Here is a 15,803-nt window from a genome sequence, read left to right on the forward strand (position 1 = left end):
CTCTGCGGGTTGCCTGATTTCCGCTGGCGGCCCGTTCACTTAGCGCATATGCGGGCGGCATAGATGGCACGATCAGGCAAAAGCAAGGGAACGCCGGGCAAGGCGAGGCTGTGGCTGATGCGGGGCCTGAAATTCGGGCTGGTTGCGACGCTGGGCGCTCTGTTCGCCATCGTGGTGGCGGTGGTCATCGCCTATCAATCGCTTCCCAGCTATGAATCGCTGAAATCGTCGCCCAATGGCCAGATGATCCGCGTGCATGCAGCTGATGGCAGCGTAATCGTGTCGCTGGGGCCAAGTTTTGGCCGCTGGCTAGCCTATGACCAGATCCCGTCCGTGATGGTCGATGCCATGATTTCGACCGAGGACAGGCGCTTTTACATGCATCCCGGCGTCGATCCGGTAGGCATGGCGCGCGCGGCCTGGGTGGCGTTGGAGAACCGGGGCAAGGGACGCCGCTGGCAGGGCGCGTCGACCATCAGCCAGCAGGTGACGCGCAACATATTCCTCAACAACAGCTATAGCTGGGGCCGCAAGGTCAGGGAGATGATCCTGGCGCTGGCGCTGGAACGGAAATTTTCCAAGCGACAGATACTGGAGCTGTATCTCAACAAGGTCTATTTCGGCGGCGGCGCCTATGGCATCGACGCGGCGAGCCGCAAATTCTTCGGTCATCCGGCGACCACCCTGGACCTGCCCGAGGCCGCTATCATCGCCGGTCTGGTGAAGGCGCCGTCCAGCTATTCCCCCACCGCTGACGCTGAAGCAGCAATCGGGCGCGCGGGCGTGGTGTTGCAGTTGATGCAGGAAAATGACGTGATCAGTGCGGCTGAATTAGCCAGCATCGACCTGAACGACGTCAAGATGGCGCCCGAGCCGCCGCAGAACAGCGTGCGCTATTTCACCGACTGGGCGCTGCCGCAGCTCGACCTGCTGGTCGATGAGCCCAATGAACCGCTGGAAGTCTATACCACCATAGACCTTGGCATGCAGAAGGCGGCGACGGCGGCGATCCAGGCCAATGTACCCGCTGGCGCGCAGGGGGCGATGGTGTCGCTGGACCGCGACGGGGCGGTGCGGGCAATGGTCGGCGGGCTGGACTATGTTACGTCCAATTATAATCGCGCGACGACCGCGACGCGCCAGCCCGGCTCGGCATGGAAAATCTTCGTCTATATGGCGGCGCTGGAGGCGGGATACACGCCTGACACCGGCGTTACGGACAGCCCGGTCGATATCAACGGATGGAAACCGCGCAACAGCAGCGGCCGCTATTCCGGCGACATCGATATCCGCACCGCATTTGCCTATTCGGTCAATACGGTCGCGGCGAAGCTGGGCGTGGAGGTCGGTTTTCCCACCGTCGCCGACATGGCGCGTCGTTTCGGCGTCACGACGCCGATCAATACGCATCCGTCGATGGTGCTGGGCACGTCCGATGTGCGATTGATCGACATGACGCGGGCCTTTGCCTCGATCGCGCGCAAGGGCGTGGCGGTGACGCCCTATGGCATAACCAAGGTGACGACTGCGGACGGGCGACTGCTGTACGAGCATCAGGACGACACCAGCCGGGTGCTCGTCGCGCCGTGGGTGGCTGCGGGGATGACCGACCTGATGCAGACGGCGGTCAGCACCGGCACCGGCAAGGCGGCGCAGATCGGGCGACCGGTGGCGGGCAAGACCGGCACGACCAGCAGCAACAAGGACGGCTGGTTCCTGGGATTTTCCAGCGGGATCACCACCGGCGTCTGGATGGGCCGGGACGACGCCCGCGCGGTGCGGGTGCTGCAGGGCGGTCGCGCGCCTGCGCACGCCTTTGCCGACTATATGAAGGTTGCGGTGTCTCGCCGTCCGGTCGAGCAGTTCGAAACGCAGGTGACGCTGCCCGAATGGCAGTTGGAGCCGGACGAAGAAGCCTATTATGGCGAACCCGATAATGGCGTTGGCGGGGGCATGATGGTCGATGAAAACGGCCTGCCGATCGGCCCCGACCGGCAGCCGCCGCAGGATGAGGCCCCTTATCCGGATGACCAGCCGATCGATCAGGCGCCCGCCGCCCGCACCGCGCCGCCCCGGCTTGACCAGCAATGGATCGATCAGGTGCTGGGCCGCGAGCGGCAGCGGCCCCCGCCACAGTAGGCGGTGACCATTCAGCCCTGGCGGGGCGCGGCGGCAAAGCGCCGCAGATCGAGCGCGCTGCCGTCGGGCATCAGGAAATCTATCCTGCCCCGGCCAAAGTCGATGGCGACGCGGTCGAACATCTTGAGCGCCTGGATGCCGAGCAGCAGCGTCGGTTTGTCCTGAAGGCCCAGTTCCCGGAAGGGTGGGGCATCCGCGAACATGACCGGCAGGTTGGTCAAGGCAATCGGACCCATGCGAATCCTGCCGATTTGGCCCAGCTTTCCGGTCAATGTCTCCCCGGTTACGCTGATCAGGCTGACATCGCTCATTATGGGCGCGCGCTTCTTGCGGATCAGCTTGTCGCGGAGCGCCAGATTCCCGACGCTTAAATGCGTGCCGGTGTCGAGGATGATGTTGACCTTCAGCCCATTGGCATCGGAATGCAGCAGGATAAGCTGTCCCTTGCGGCGGCGCGCTTCCACGATGATCGCGTCAGGGTCGCGCCATGCAGGGCGGCTGGCGCCAATTTCCATGCGGCCCGTGCGAAAATTCAGCAGCAGGCGTTTGGCATGCAGGCTGTCCAGGCCAAGCAATCCGGCGGCGCCGAGATGGTCCGCCTCCAGCACTGGCGCCTCTATGTCGTCGACCGTTTCATGCCCATAGCCCAGGCGGGGGAGGGCGACGGTCCGCGCCTCGCTGCGGCCCGCCATGCTGATGATCGTCACCGCCCGTTGGTAGGGAAGGGCGAGGCGTTCGGCGAGGTCGCGGGAAATGACGGTGCGCTGCGACCCGGTATCGACAATGAAGTTCCACGGGCCCTTGCCGCCGATATGGATCGGGATCGACACGCGGTCGTCCGCCGCGGTGACCGTGCGCACCACTGCTGGCGGATCGGCGAGCGGAACGGCGGGCGCGGTCGGTTGGGCCGCTGCGGAGAGGCCGAATGTGATGGCGGCAATCGCGGGGACGAGATGCAACGGTCTCATGCCCTCACCTCTCCTATTTTGTTTCTTGTACCATGAAGGCGGCGCTGGGCCTATCGATGCAACCGATGCGCCTTGACTTGGGGGTAGTCTGATCGCTAAACGCGGACAATCTATCCTGGCCGTCCAGCGCCGGAGTCCCGTGTTTTCCTAACCGGGCAGATTTCCCTGATTTTCGAATTTTCCTTCCTCATCTCTCTCCATCGGACTCTAGTCGAATGCACCTCAAGGACCTCAAGAAGAAATCACCAGCCGACCTCGTCACCATGGCGGAAGAGCTGGGCGTCGAAGGCGCATCGACCCTGCGTAAGCAGGATTTGCTGTTCGCGATCCTCAAGGCCGAGGCAGAGAATGGTGAGCAGATCATGGGTGAGGGCACCATTGAGGTGCTGACGGACGGCTTTGGCTTCCTGCGCAGCCCGGAAGCGAATTTCCTCGCCGGTCCCGACGATATCTATGTTTCGCCCAACCAGGTCCGCAAATTCGGCCTGCGCACCGGCGACACGGTGGAAGGCGAAATCCGCGCGCCCAAGGACGGCGAGCGTTATTTCGCGCTGACCAAGCTGATGTCGGTAAACTTCGACGATCCCGATGTTGTGCGCCACCGCGTCAATTTCGATAATCTGACGCCGCTCTATCCGACCCAGAAGCTGGTGCTCGACTCGCTCGACCCGACCGTCAAGGACAAGTCGGCGCGCGTCATCGACATCGTGTCGCCGCAGGGCAAGGGCCAGCGCGCGCTGATCGTCGCACCGCCGCGTACCGGTAAAACGGTGCTGCTGCAGAATATCGCCAAGGCGATCACCGACAACCATCCCGAAGTCTTCCTGATCGTGCTGTTGATCGACGAGCGGCCCGAGGAAGTGACCGACATGCAGCGCAGCGTGAAGGGCGAGGTCGTGTCCTCCACCTTCGACGAACCCGCCTCGCGCCACGTCCAGGTCGCCGAAATGGTCATCGAAAAGGCCAAGCGCCTCGTGGAACATAAGAAGGATGTGGTGATCCTGCTCGATTCGATCACCCGCCTGGGCCGCGCCTATAACACTGTGGTTCCAAGCTCCGGCAAGGTGCTGACCGGCGGTGTCGATGCCAACGCCCTGCAACGCCCCAAGCGTTTCTTCGGCGCCGCGCGTAATATCGAGGAGGGCGGCTCGCTGTCCATCATCGCCACGGCTCTGATCGACACCGGCAGCCGCATGGACGAAGTCATCTTCGAAGAGTTCAAGGGCACCGGCAATTCGGAAATCGTCCTCGACCGCAAGGTCGCGGACAAGCGCATCTTCCCGGCGCTGGACGTCGGCAAGTCGGGCACCCGCAAGGAAGAGCTGCTGGTTGACAAGGCCAAGCTCAGCAAGATGTGGGTCCTGCGCCGTATCCTGATGCAGATGGGCACGGTCGATGCCATGGAATTCCTGCTCGACAAGATGAAGGATTCCAAGACGAACGAAGACTTCTTCGATTCGATGAACCAGTAAGCCGGAGCTTCGTTAGGCCGCCATGCTCGACCTGATCACGACTGCCGCTGCCGCCGCGCAGGGCCTGGGTTCCCCCGCAGATATCTGGGGACATATCGTCAACGATTTCAGCAACATCGGTTCTCCGGCGGCGCTGGCCGCTTTTGGCCAGGTGCTGATGATCGACGTGCTGCTGGCGGGTGACAATGCCATTGTCGTAGGCGCGCTTGCCGCCGGCCTCCCGCCGCAGCAACGCCAGCGCGTGATCCTGATCGGCATCATAGCCGCGCTCGTCCTGCGTATCGGTTTTGCGCTGGTCGTGACGCAGCTGATGCAGATCGTCGGCCTGATTCTGGCGGGCGGATTGCTGCTCCTGTGGGTCAGCTGGAAGATGTGGCGCGAACTGCATCCCAAACGGGGTGCGGACACGCCAGACGACACCAGCGACGATGATATTTCCGGCCTGCGTCCCGCAAAGAGCTTTGCGGCGGCGGCCTGGGCGGTCGCGGTTGCAGATGTGTCGATGAGCCTGGATAATGTGCTGGCCGTCGCGGGCGCGGCCCGTGATCATCCGGGCATCCTGATCATCGGCCTGATCCTGTCGGTCGCCCTGATGGGCGTGGCGGCCAATATCATCGCCAAATATATCGAGCGCTTCCGCTGGATCGCCTATATCGGCCTGGTCGTGATCGTCTATGTTGCGGTCAAGATGATCTATGAAGGCATTGTCGATCATAATGTCGGCATATTGACCCTGCTGACCTGAGGGTGCGGGGCGGGCGGCTATTTGGTCGTCCGCCCGCCTCTTTCCTCCGCCTGATATGTGCCAGCATTCGCGGAGCGCGTTCAGCCTTGCGGCGCTTCACCTTAAGATCAGCTGTTCAGCCAGTCAGGGCAGCAACAGCGTACTGCCCACAGTCTGCCGGGCTTCCAGCTTGCGGTGCGCTTCGGCGGCATCGGCAAGGGCGAAGCGCTGGCCTATGGCTGCGCGAACAACGCCGCGCTGCATGCGATCGAACAGGCGTGCCGACACATTGTCCAGTTCTTCGCGCGTGACGATATAATCGAATAAAGTCGGTCGGGTGACGAACAGGGAACCAGCGCGGCTCAACTCCAGCAGGGATATGGGCGGGACTGGGCCAGAGGCGTTGCCATAGCTCACCATCATGCCACGGCGCTTGAGCGATGCGATGGACGCGCTCCAGCTATCCTTTCCAACGCCGTCAAAGACAATATCCGCGCCGCGGCCGGACGTAAGCGCGCGCACCTGCTCAGCCAGTTCGGAAAAGGGGCCATGCAGGCTGTGGTCAGCTGTCACGCTGGCTGCCTTTTCCGCCGACCCGCTATGGGCGATGACGATCACGCCCTTGTCGCGCAACCAGGGCGCCAGCGCAGATCCGACGCCGCCGGCGGCCGCATGGACCAAAGCCACCTGGCCGGGCGTCAGCGTAACGACATCTTCCGCCAGGATGCAGGCAGTCATGCCCTTCAACATCATCGCGGCCGCTTCATCGGCCCCCACGCCCTCCGGGATCGCGATCACACGGTTGGCCGGGACGATATGATGAGTAGAGTAGGCGCCCATCGGCCCCACGCTTCCCACCTTGTCGCCGACCGCGACGTTGGTGACGCCAGGGCCTACCGCCAGGACCCGTCCGGCGCCTTCTACGCCCAGAGTGAGGGGCAGGGGCGCCGGGTAAAGCCCTGAGCGGTGATAGGTATCGATGAAGTTCAGGCCCACCGCATCTTGTGCGATCAGCACTTCGCCTGCGGCCGGGGGAGCGGGATCGAACAACTCTCGCTCAATTGCCTCGGGTCCGCCAGTCGTGCGGACGATCATGCGATAGGCCTGCCTCATCGATGGCGTCGCTTGTCAGAGGTTGGTGGCGAAGAAATCGGCGGTGCGCTTATCGGCCAGCTGGGCCGCTTCCTCGTTCCGGCGAGCGCCCATCTCCGCAGCGAAGCCATGGTCCATCCCTTCATAGTCATAAAGGCTAACGTGCCGGTTGTCCTTCAGCCCTTCATGCATCGTCTTTTGAACTTCTGGCGGTACGAAACCATCAGCTGTGGGAATATGGAGCAGCAGCGGCTTACCGATGGCATGTTGTTCGCCGAGCAGGTTGTCGATCCCGACCCCGTAATAGGCGACGAAGGCGTCGCCATCCGTCCGGCAGGCGGCCATGAAGGCCAAGCGTCCGCCCAGGCAATAGCCCACAAGCCCGACCTTGCCAGTCCCGCCCAACTCAGCGCGAGCCGCTTTTATCGTCGCTTCGATGTCGTAGATGGCCCGATCCTGATCCAGCTTCTGCATATATTCGATCGCCTTCTGGAAATCCTCGGGCACATCGGCGTCCAGTTCGACCCGGGCGTCATCGCGCCAGAACAGATCGGGAGAAAGGGCGAGATAGCCCTGTTCGGCCAGATGGTCGCATTTCCTGCGGATGCCTTCGTTGACGCCGAATATTTCCTGGATGACGATGATCGCGGCGCGGGGCGTTCCCGTTGGACGGGCAATATAAACGTCGAACTGGCCATCACCTTCCAGGGGCTTGATGGATGTAAATGCTCCCATGCTGAATCCTTCCATGCTTTTATGACACTGTTTCTCAGGCATAAGCGGCTTCTGTGGGAGAGCCAACCGATCTGGAGCGCAAATTTTTTTTGCGTTTGTCGCCCATGATACGGCATGAGGCGGTAATGGCTGCAACAGAAGGGTGCCGACGATGAAAGTGACCGTGGATGTGGATTGCACCCCTGCCGAGGCGCGCACCTTTTTGGGCTTGCCCGATGTGACGCCGATCCATGACAAATATGTCAAGACGGTGTTGGACAGCTTTGACGGCGTGGCGAACATTGAACAGATGGAAACGATGTTCAAAAGCTTTTCGCCGATGGGCGATGCGGGGATGCGCCTGTTCCGGCAGATGATGGACATCGGCCTGGCGGGCGTCGCCGGGAAGAATGGCGACAAATCCTGAACTTCGCGTGACGGACACTATTTACGCCCTGTCGAGCGGCGCGCCGCCGGCAGGGATCGGCGTCATAAGGATCAGCGGTCCTTCGGCAGGTAAGGCGTTGGAATCCTTGGGCGGGAGGCTACCGCCGCCCCGCCGCGCCCACCTGACCCTGCTGACCGACCCGAAGGACCACGCACCGCTCGACCGTGCGTTGGTGTTGTGGCTCCCTGGGCCGGGCACGGCGACGGGGGAAGATGTGGCAGAGCTGCATTGTCATGGCGGGCGTGCCGTGATCGCCGCGATTGAGACCGTACTGTCTTCGTTGGACGGACTGCGCCGGGCTGAACCCGGAGAGTTTACGCGCCGCGCCTTTGAAAATGGCCGCATGGACCTTAACGAGGTTGAGGGTCTTTCAGATCTGCTGGCGGCTGAAACGCAGCAGCAGCGGCGCGCTGCGCTCCTCATGGCGGAGGGGCATTTTTCCCGTCGCGTAGCCGAATGGCAGACAGCGTTGCTCGACCTGTCGGCCATGGCTGAAGCGGCGCTCGATTTTTCCGACGAGGATGATGTTCCGGATGAAGCGATCGAGATGCGCATCTCGGACGGATTGTTGAAGTTGGGTGAAGAAGTCAGGGCTGCGCTCAACGCACCGCGTGCGGAACGGTTGCGCGACGGTGTCAGAGTGGTCCTTGCAGGACCACCCAATGCGGGCAAATCCACATTGCTGAATGCGCTCGTGGGCCGTGAGGCTGCCATCGTATCGGACATTGCGGGGACCACGCGGGACCGGATTGAAGTCCCTGCTTCCCTGGGTGGGACCGCGTTTCTTTTCACCGACACGGCGGGTCTTCGGGAACAGACGGCGGACGCCATTGAAACAATCGGCATGGACCGGGCGCGCGCCGCGCTGGAGGCAGCCGATATTATTCTCTGGCTGGGCGACCCGGACATGCTCCCCCGACCGGATGCGCATCTGATCTTCGCGCAATGTGATCGGAGGGAGGGAAGCCCGGGCATGGCTGTATCCGCCGTAACGGGCGAAGGCATGGAGCAGCTTGCGGCGCTGTTGATTGATCAAGCCGCGAGGTTGCTGCCCAATGCGCAGGATTATGCCCTGCATGACAGGCAGCGCGAAGCGGTTTCAACATTACTGGCGCATATCGATGCTGCGGCGCGAAATGCCGATGTGCTGATAATTGCCGAGGAACTGCGACAGGCGCGGGCGGCGATTGATCGGCTGACCGGGCGAGCCAGCACAGAGGATATGTTGGATCGACTGTTTTCGGGATTCTGTATCGGCAAATAAAGTTGTTCCACGTGGAACAGTTTTGACCGCGCCTGCCCAACTCTGGTAAGGGCGCCGCATGCAGATGGCTTTCGATGTTATAGTGGTAGGCGGCGGGCATGCCGGCTGCGAGGCAGCAGCCGCAGCCGCGCGCAAAGGCGCGAAGGTCGCTCTTCTTACGTTCGACAGATCAACGGTCGGCGCGATGTCCTGCAATCCAGCGATAGGCGGTCTGGGGAAGGGGCATCTCGTGTGCGAGGTGGATGCGCTTGACGGTCTGATCGCACGCGCCGCTGATGCGGCCGCTATCCACTACCGCATGCTGAACAGTAGCAAGGGGTCGGCAGTCCAGGGTCCGCGAGTGCAAGCGGATCGAACCCATTATAAAATGGCGATTCACCGCATGATCGCGGCGCAACCGGGATTGGAAATCGTTGAGGGAGAGGCTGTTGGCCTGGTCCTTCACGCGGGAGAGGTCGCTGGACTGGAACTGAGCGATGGCCGCACTCTGTCCTGCAAGGCCGCTGTTCTGGCTACCGGCACGTTTCTCGGCGGCAAGTTGTTTCGAGGCGAGGAGATAAGTGAAGGTGGGCGCACAGGAGAAAGAGCAGCGACGGCGCTTGGTGTCCAGCTCCGCCAGCTGGGCTTGCCGATTGGGCGACTGAAAACCGGGACGCCGCCAAGACTTGACGGCCGCACCATCGATTGGGCGCAGTTGCAGGAGCAGCCCTCCGACGAGGGCGACTGGACGATGTCGGCGCTGTCCTCTGGCCGAGTGCTGCCGCAATTGCGATGCGCCATTACCCGCACCAATGACACTACCCATGCGATCATCCGCGATGGACTGGGGCGATCGCCGCTGTTCAGCGGCGCGATAGAGGGGCGCGGTCCCCGCTACTGTCCGTCCATCGAAGATAAGGTCATTCGCTTTGGCGATCGGGACGGCCATCAGATTTTCCTGGAGCCGGAAGGGCTTTCCAATCATCTGGTTTACCCCAATGGCATCAGCACCTCCTTGCCCGCCGATGTTCAGCTGGCGATGGTACGGTCCATGGCTGGGCTTGAGCGGGCAGAGATTGTCGTTCCGGGCTATGCGGTCGAATATGATCATATTGATCCCCGAGCGCTGGACGCGACTTTGGAGATGCGCGACGTGCCGGGTCTTTACTGCGCGGGGCAGATCAACGGCACGACCGGCTATGAAGAGGCCGCTGCCCAAGGGTTGGTGGCAGGCGTGAATGCCGCCGCAAGGGCGCGGGTTGAAGAGCCACTGATCCTTGACCGTGCGAGCAGCTATATCGGGGTCATGATTGATGACCTTGTTTTGCAAGGCGTCACCGAACCTTATCGGATGTTGACCGCCCGGGCTGAATATCGGCTGCGACTACGCGCCGACAATGCAGGCAGCCGGTTGGAGAAGGTCGGGCAGGAGCATGGCATTTTGGGACCAGAGCGTTCCTATCTCTATGCACGCCGCGCTGGTCAACGGAGGGCGGTGGACGAGCAGATGGGTTGGCTCCTGTCGGCGTCAGACATGGTGAAAGCGGGGGCGGCTGTTCGGCAGGATGGTGCGCGACGCACAATTTTTGAATGGGCCAGATTTCCTGAGGTGTCGAGGGAACTGCTATTCTCGCTCGCACCGGCCTTGCAGGCTGTTGAACCCGCGCTGCGAGAGGAGATATTGGAGGACGCGCATTATGCGCCTTATCTGGAACGACAGGCAGCTGAGATCGCCGACCTTCGCAGGAACGAGCGTGTGCATATTCCGGCGGACTTCAACTTCGCAATGATCGGCGGACTTTCCAACGAAATGATTGAGCGTCTGGACCGCGCGCGTCCCGATACGCTCGCTGCGGCTGGGCGCATCCGTGGCATCACGCCTGCCGCCCTGGCTGCATTGCTCGTTCACGTACGCCGGCGCGCGGCATGACGGAGGATGAAGCGAAGCAGTGGCTTGTCGATAGCTTGGCTGTTTCACGTGAAACATTGGGGCAGCTGGAGCGATATGTCGCTCTGCTGCTGGCCGGGATGGACGAGCAAAATCTGATTGCGGAATCGACCCGCAATCATGTCTGGGCACGGCATATCGTGGATTCGGCCCAGCTTTTGCCTCTTGCGGGCGAGGCCGGGGAGGGAGCTTGGATTGACCTCGGCTCTGGCGCGGGCTTGCCCGCCATCGTCCTCGCAATCCTTTCCGATCGACCAATGATCATGATTGAGACCCGACGCAAGCGGATCGAGTTTTTGAGTGACGTCTCCGCCGAGTTGGGGTTGTCGCATGCCACGGTGGTCGGTGGGCGGGTGGAAAGCGCGGAGATGACGGCGCCGGCCTCTGTCATCAGCGCGCGTGCATATGCGCCTTTGCCGCGATTGTTCAGCTCATCGCTTCATCTGTCGAACGGTCAGACCATTTGGGTGCTGCCAAAAGGGCGAAATGCGGAAATTGAACTGGAGGCGGCGCGGCCGACATGGCAAGGTGTGTTTCACGTGGAACGGAGTGTCACCGACCCCGATAGCGCGATCATCGTCGCGCGGGGTGTGACGCCGAAAGGCAGGAAAGGTCGAAGATGATCCGCATCGCCATTGCCAATCAAAAGGGTGGTGTCGGCAAGACCACGACCGCGATAAATCTGGCCACAGGCCTTGCGGCCACTGGCCTGCGGGTACTTCTCATCGATCTCGACCCGCAAGGGAATGCGTCTACCGGCCTAGGTGTCAACCAGGCCGATCGGGCCCGGTCAAGCTATGACCTGTTGGTGGGCAATTGCGGCGTGGATGATGCCGTGCTTCCGACCCGTGTGCCGAAACTGGAAATCATTCCGGCGACGCAAGATCTGTCAGGCGCTGAGATTGAGCTCATCGAATATGAGGAGCGCACGCATCGGCTGGAACGAGTGTTATCGGAAGCGCAACCGGGCCGGTGGGATATTTGCCTGATCGACTGTCCGCCATCGCTGGGCCTGTTGACCATCAATGCCATGGTTGCTGCCCAATTCCTGCTCGTGCCCTTGCAGTGCGAGTTTTTTGCGCTCGAGGGGTTGTCCCAGCTTTTGCAGACTGTGGAGCGCATAAGAGGCCGGTTCAATCCTGGTCTGTCGATCATGGGCGTGGCGCTCACCATGTATGATCGGCGTAATCGGCTGACGGATCAGGTGGCGGATGACGTTCGCGCCTGTTTGGGGGATCTGGTTTTCTCCACGGTGATTCCCCGCAATGTACGATTGTCGGAAGCGCCCAGTCATGGCGTGCCGGCGCTTATTTATGATTTTCGTTGTTCGGGGTCTGAAGCCTATATGCGCCTTGCTCGTGAACTGATTTCCCGATTGCCACGACAGGAGGTTGCCGCTTGAGCACCGACAATGAGGACAAGCTGAAGGTTGCCAAGCGTCCGCATGGACTGGGCCGCGGTTTGTCAGCCCTTCTGGGGGATGTCGCGCGGGAAGAGCCCGTAACGCAGACCGCGCCATCGGCATCGACCAAGGCCATCCAGAGCATTGAGGTCGCGCTGATCCAGCCGCATCCCGAACAGCCGCGGCGTCATTTTGATGAGGGCGCATTGGCAGAACTGGCCGACAGCATAGCCAAGCGCGGGGTCATCCAGCCGATCATAGTCCGTCCGCATGGCGGCGGGTTTCAGATTGTTGCGGGTGAGCGGCGCTGGCGGGCGGCACAGCGGGCGCAGATGCATCGCATCCCGGCGATCGTACGCGATTTCGACGAAGCCGAAACGCTGGAAATCGCGCTGGTGGAGAATATCCAGCGGGAGGATCTGAATCCGATCGAGGAGGCGGAGGCCTATCGCAAGCTGATCGCCGATTTCAACCATAGCCAGGAAGCATTGGGCCGACTGGTCGGCAAATCCCGCAGCCACATCGCCAATCTTATCCGCCTGCTAGACCTGCCCGGATCGGTGCAGCAGCAGGTCGTCGAGCAGAAGCTGTCCATGGGCCATGCACGCGCCCTGATCGGCGCGCCAGATTGCGAAGCGTTGGCCCGAACAGTGGAAGCCAAGGGGCTTTCGGTACGCGATACCGAAAATCTGGTGCGTCGCGCCAAAAATGGAGAGGCCGCCAGTCCGCGCAGTCGCGTCGGAGCCGCTCCGGAAGTCAGGGATGCCGACATAGTCGCGCTGGAACAGCACCTTGCCGACATTCTGGGCGTTAAGGTGGACATCAGCCACGGCGGCGGCCCTGCTGGCACCCTGACGCTTCGTTACTCGACCCTCGACCAGTTGGACATGCTTTGCCAGCGCCTTTCCGGAGAGCGTATCTGACGGCGGCCGGTCGTCCTGCGTAATAAGATTGGAGGCCCACTGGCCTTTTGTTTGCCGGTTTCTTAGGTTGCGGCCATGGCCGACATCCAATCCACCAACGCCGCTGCTCCCGCGATCATCCACCGTCAGGATTATTCGCCGCCCGACTGGTTCGTTCCCGAAATCAGCCTGGATTTCACGCTCGACCCAGCATCTACGCAGGTGCGGGCGACCTTGAGCGTCACGCGTAACGGCGCTCATGAGCGGCCTCTTATACTGGATGGTGACGGGCTTTCACCCATGGAGGTGCAGGTCGATGGGCGTCTGCTGCAAGGCGGCGAATGGATGATGAAGGGCGATGCGCTCGTCATCCCGCTGCCGGGCGACGCGCATCAGATCGAGACGCTGGTTGAGCTTGCTCCCGAGAATAACAGCAAGCTGATGGGCTTATATGCCAGCGGCGGCTTGCTCTGCACCCAGTGCGAAGCGGAGGGTTTTCGCCGCATCACCTTCTTCCCGGACCGGCCCGATATTCTGTCGCGCTATTCGGTTTGCATGGAAGCGGATCAAACCCGCTATCCGATATTGTTGTCGAACGGCGATCCGGTCGAACAGGGCAGCTTGCCCAATGGCCGACATTGGGCGCGCTGGAACGATCCCTTTCCCAAGCCTTGCTATCTCTTCGCGCTCGTTGCTGGAGACTTGTCCTGCAAAGCCGACAGCTTCGTGACCATGAGTGGGCGCACGGTTAGATTGGGCATCTGGGTGAAGGAAGGCGACCTGCCCCGCACCGATCACGCGATGCAGGCGCTGAAAAATAGCATGGCGTGGGACGAGCGGGTCTATGGCCGCGAATATGATCTGGATGTGTTCAACATCGTCGCCGTGGCGGATTTCAACTTTGGCGCGATGGAGAACAAAGGCCTTAACATATTCAATTCACGTTATATTCTCGCTGACCCAGAGACAGCGACCGACATCGATTACGATGGGGTAGAGGCGGTTGTGGCGCATGAATATTTCCACAACTGGTCGGGCAACCGGGTCACGTGCCGGGACTGGTTTCAGCTGTCCCTGAAGGAAGGCTTCACTGTCTTCCGCGACCAGAATTTTTCGGCCGATATGGGCAGCCATGCGGTCAAGCGGATCGAGGACGTCCGTGTGTTGCGAGCGGCGCAGTTTCAGGAGGACTCAGGCCCGCTGGCGCATCCCGTGCGGCCCGAATCCTATATAGAGATCAGCAATTTCTATACCGCGACCATCTACAACAAGGGCGCGGAGTTGATTCGGATGATCGCCCTTATGCTTGGTCCAGATCGCTTCCGCGCTGGGAGCGATCTGTATTTCGACCGGCATGATGGGCAAGCGGCGACCTGCGAGGACTTCGTCAAGGCGATGGAAGAGGGCGGGGGCATCGACCTTCGTCAATTTCGCCGCTGGTACGAACAGGCGGGGACGCCCCATGTCCGGGCAACCTTGCGGCATGATCCGGCCGCGCAAACGGTCGAACTTCTGCTGGAGCAAAGCATCCCGCCGACGCCGGGCCAGCCGGACAAGCAGCCGATGGCGATACCCCTTCGTACCGCATTGTTCGATCGTGCAGTGGGCAGGCACAGGGGCGAAACGCTGCTGATGCTGACGCAAGCGCAGCAGAGCTTTACTTTCAGCGGCTTTGCGGACGCGCCCATTCTGTCCATCAATCGCGGCTTTTCCGCGCCGGTCATCGTCGAAGCCGACCGCAGCCAGACGGAACTGGCCTTCCTGTCCGCGCATGATGATGATCCTTTCGCCCGCTATGAAGCGATGCAGCAGTTGATGGTCAACGTGCTGGTGGGCCGTGTCGCCGGGCAGAATATCGATGAGGGCGCAGTCGTCGCGGCGATCCGCGATACCGCTACCGATCCTAAGCTCGACCCTGCATTCATTGCAGAGGCGATCCGCTTGCCGAGTGAGGCTTATCTGGGCGACCAGATGGCGCAGGTGGACCCGGATGCGATCCATGCTGCGCGAGACGCATTGCAGCAGCGAATCGGGCAGCAGCTGGAGCCGCTATGGCGGGATATTCATGCCAATATGAAGGCCAATGGCTTCTCGCTGTCTCCCGCTGCGAAGGGGGCCCGTAAACTGCGTAATATTGCGCTGCTTTATCTGGTGGCGTCCGGCACGGACGATGGGCCGACAATGGCCTTTTCCCAGTTTGACGAAGCGGACAATATGACCGAGCGGCAGTCGGCATTGGCTACGCTGGCCAATAATATCAGCAACGAACGGGAAGCTGCGCTGGACATATTCTACAACCGCTATCGCAGCGATGCGCTGACGCTGGACAAATGGTTCCAGACGCAGGCGTTTGCTTCCCATCCCGACACGGTCGATCTGGTCGAGGAACTGGCGCGACATCCGGATTTCACCCTGTCCAATCCCAATCGCGTGCGGTCGCTCTTTGGCGCCTTCGCGGGCAATCAGTGGGCCTTTCACCACAAGTCGGGCAAGGGATATCGCATGGTCGCCGACTGCATCATCGCGCTCGACAAGATCAACCCGCAAACAGCTGCGCGCCTGGCGCCGCCGCTGGGGCGCTGGCGTCGTTTTGACGAAGGCCGAGCTGTCCTGATGCGTGCGGAATTGCAGCGCATTCTGGCCGAACCCGGCCTGTCGAAGGACGTCGCCGAGCAGGTTGGCAAGAGCCTGAACTAGGGCGTCGTCGAACGACACGCAGGGATTGCAAAAATCCCCCGGTTAGCTGGAACT

Annotated in this window: 13 protein-coding genes; 10 read left to right on the forward strand and 3 right to left on the reverse strand. The window is 61.5% G+C overall.

Annotated features, from left to right (window positions below):
• The first annotated feature begins 63 nt into the window (after positions 1-63).
• Entirely contained in the window at positions 64-2,139 is a 2,076-nt protein-coding gene (locus B6S01_RS09080) for a transglycosylase domain-containing protein (RefSeq protein WP_037469060.1), read from the forward strand.
• 11 nt (positions 2,140-2,150) lie between these two features.
• On the opposite strand, the gene B6S01_RS09085 is transcribed toward B6S01_RS09080, so the two are convergent.
• Complete coding sequence (locus tag B6S01_RS09085; RefSeq protein WP_037469063.1) at positions 2,151-3,107, reverse strand: retroviral-like aspartic protease family protein; 957 nt, start codon at positions 3,105-3,107, stop codon at positions 2,151-2,153.
• Positions 3,108-3,322: 215 nt separating this feature from the next.
• Between B6S01_RS09085 and rho the strand changes: the two genes are divergently transcribed.
• Both rho and B6S01_RS09095 read left to right on the forward strand, forming a co-directional pair.
• Complete coding sequence (gene rho, locus B6S01_RS09090) at positions 3,323-4,579, forward strand: transcription termination factor Rho (protein WP_037469064.1); 1,257 nt, start codon at positions 3,323-3,325, stop codon at positions 4,577-4,579.
• 22 nt (positions 4,580-4,601) lie between these two features.
• Complete coding sequence (locus B6S01_RS09095; RefSeq protein WP_037469066.1) at positions 4,602-5,324, forward strand: YjbE family putative metal transport protein; 723 nt, start codon at positions 4,602-4,604, stop codon at positions 5,322-5,324.
• 123 nt (positions 5,325-5,447) lie between these two features.
• On the opposite strand, the gene B6S01_RS09100 is transcribed toward B6S01_RS09095, so the two are convergent.
• Together B6S01_RS09100 and B6S01_RS09105 are read right to left on the reverse strand one after the other, a co-directional pair.
• The gene (locus B6S01_RS09100) at positions 5,448-6,416 is read right to left on the reverse strand and encodes a quinone oxidoreductase family protein (protein WP_231568088.1); all 969 of its coding nucleotides are present in this window, start codon (positions 6,414-6,416) and stop codon (positions 5,448-5,450) included.
• 15 nt (positions 6,417-6,431) lie between these two features.
• Positions 6,432-7,130 carry a dienelactone hydrolase family protein gene (locus B6S01_RS09105; protein WP_037469192.1) on the reverse strand — a complete coding sequence of 233 codons (699 nt, stop codon included), beginning with the start codon at positions 7,128-7,130 and terminating at the stop codon, positions 6,432-6,434.
• A 151-nt stretch (positions 7,131-7,281) separates the two neighbouring features.
• Here B6S01_RS09105 and B6S01_RS09110 point away from each other — a divergent pair, with 151 nt between their 5' ends.
• The 7 genes from B6S01_RS09110 to pepN all read left to right on the forward strand — a co-directional run bounded on the left by B6S01_RS09110 (position 7,282) and on the right by pepN (position 15,749).
• Positions 7,282-7,536, forward strand: coding sequence for a DUF6489 family protein (locus B6S01_RS09110; RefSeq protein WP_037469069.1), 255 nt, complete (start codon positions 7,282-7,284; stop codon positions 7,534-7,536).
• A 7-nt stretch (positions 7,537-7,543) separates the two neighbouring features.
• Positions 7,544-8,821: a tRNA uridine-5-carboxymethylaminomethyl(34) synthesis GTPase MnmE gene (gene mnmE / locus B6S01_RS09115; protein ID WP_037469193.1), complete on the forward strand. Its 1,278-nt coding sequence runs from the start codon at positions 7,544-7,546 to the stop codon at positions 8,819-8,821.
• 58 nt (positions 8,822-8,879) lie between these two features.
• Positions 8,880-10,730 carry a tRNA uridine-5-carboxymethylaminomethyl(34) synthesis enzyme MnmG gene (gene mnmG / locus B6S01_RS09120; protein ID WP_037469072.1) on the forward strand — a complete coding sequence of 617 codons (1,851 nt, stop codon included), beginning with the start codon at positions 8,880-8,882 and terminating at the stop codon, positions 10,728-10,730.
• Positions 10,727-11,371: a 16S rRNA (guanine(527)-N(7))-methyltransferase RsmG gene (rsmG, locus tag B6S01_RS09125; RefSeq protein WP_037469073.1), complete on the forward strand. Its 645-nt coding sequence runs from the start codon at positions 10,727-10,729 to the stop codon at positions 11,369-11,371. Before mnmG ends, rsmG begins: the two co-directional genes overlap by 4 nt.
• Positions 11,368-12,150: a ParA family protein gene (locus tag B6S01_RS09130; protein WP_037469075.1), complete on the forward strand. Its 783-nt coding sequence runs from the start codon at positions 11,368-11,370 to the stop codon at positions 12,148-12,150. The genes rsmG and B6S01_RS09130 overlap by 4 nt, the downstream gene beginning before the upstream one ends.
• Complete coding sequence (locus B6S01_RS09135) at positions 12,147-13,073, forward strand: ParB/RepB/Spo0J family partition protein (RefSeq protein WP_037469077.1); 927 nt, start codon at positions 12,147-12,149, stop codon at positions 13,071-13,073. Before B6S01_RS09130 ends, B6S01_RS09135 begins: the two co-directional genes overlap by 4 nt.
• Positions 13,074-13,148: 75 nt before the next feature.
• Positions 13,149-15,749, forward strand: a complete 2,601-nt coding sequence (pepN, locus tag B6S01_RS09140; RefSeq protein WP_037469079.1) for an aminopeptidase N — start codon at positions 13,149-13,151, stop codon at positions 15,747-15,749.
• The last annotated feature ends 54 nt before the right edge of the window (positions 15,750-15,803 follow it).

The sequence above is a fragment of the Sphingobium herbicidovorans genome (assembly GCF_002080435.1).
GTDB lineage: Bacteria > Pseudomonadota > Alphaproteobacteria > Sphingomonadales > Sphingomonadaceae > Sphingobium > Sphingobium herbicidovorans.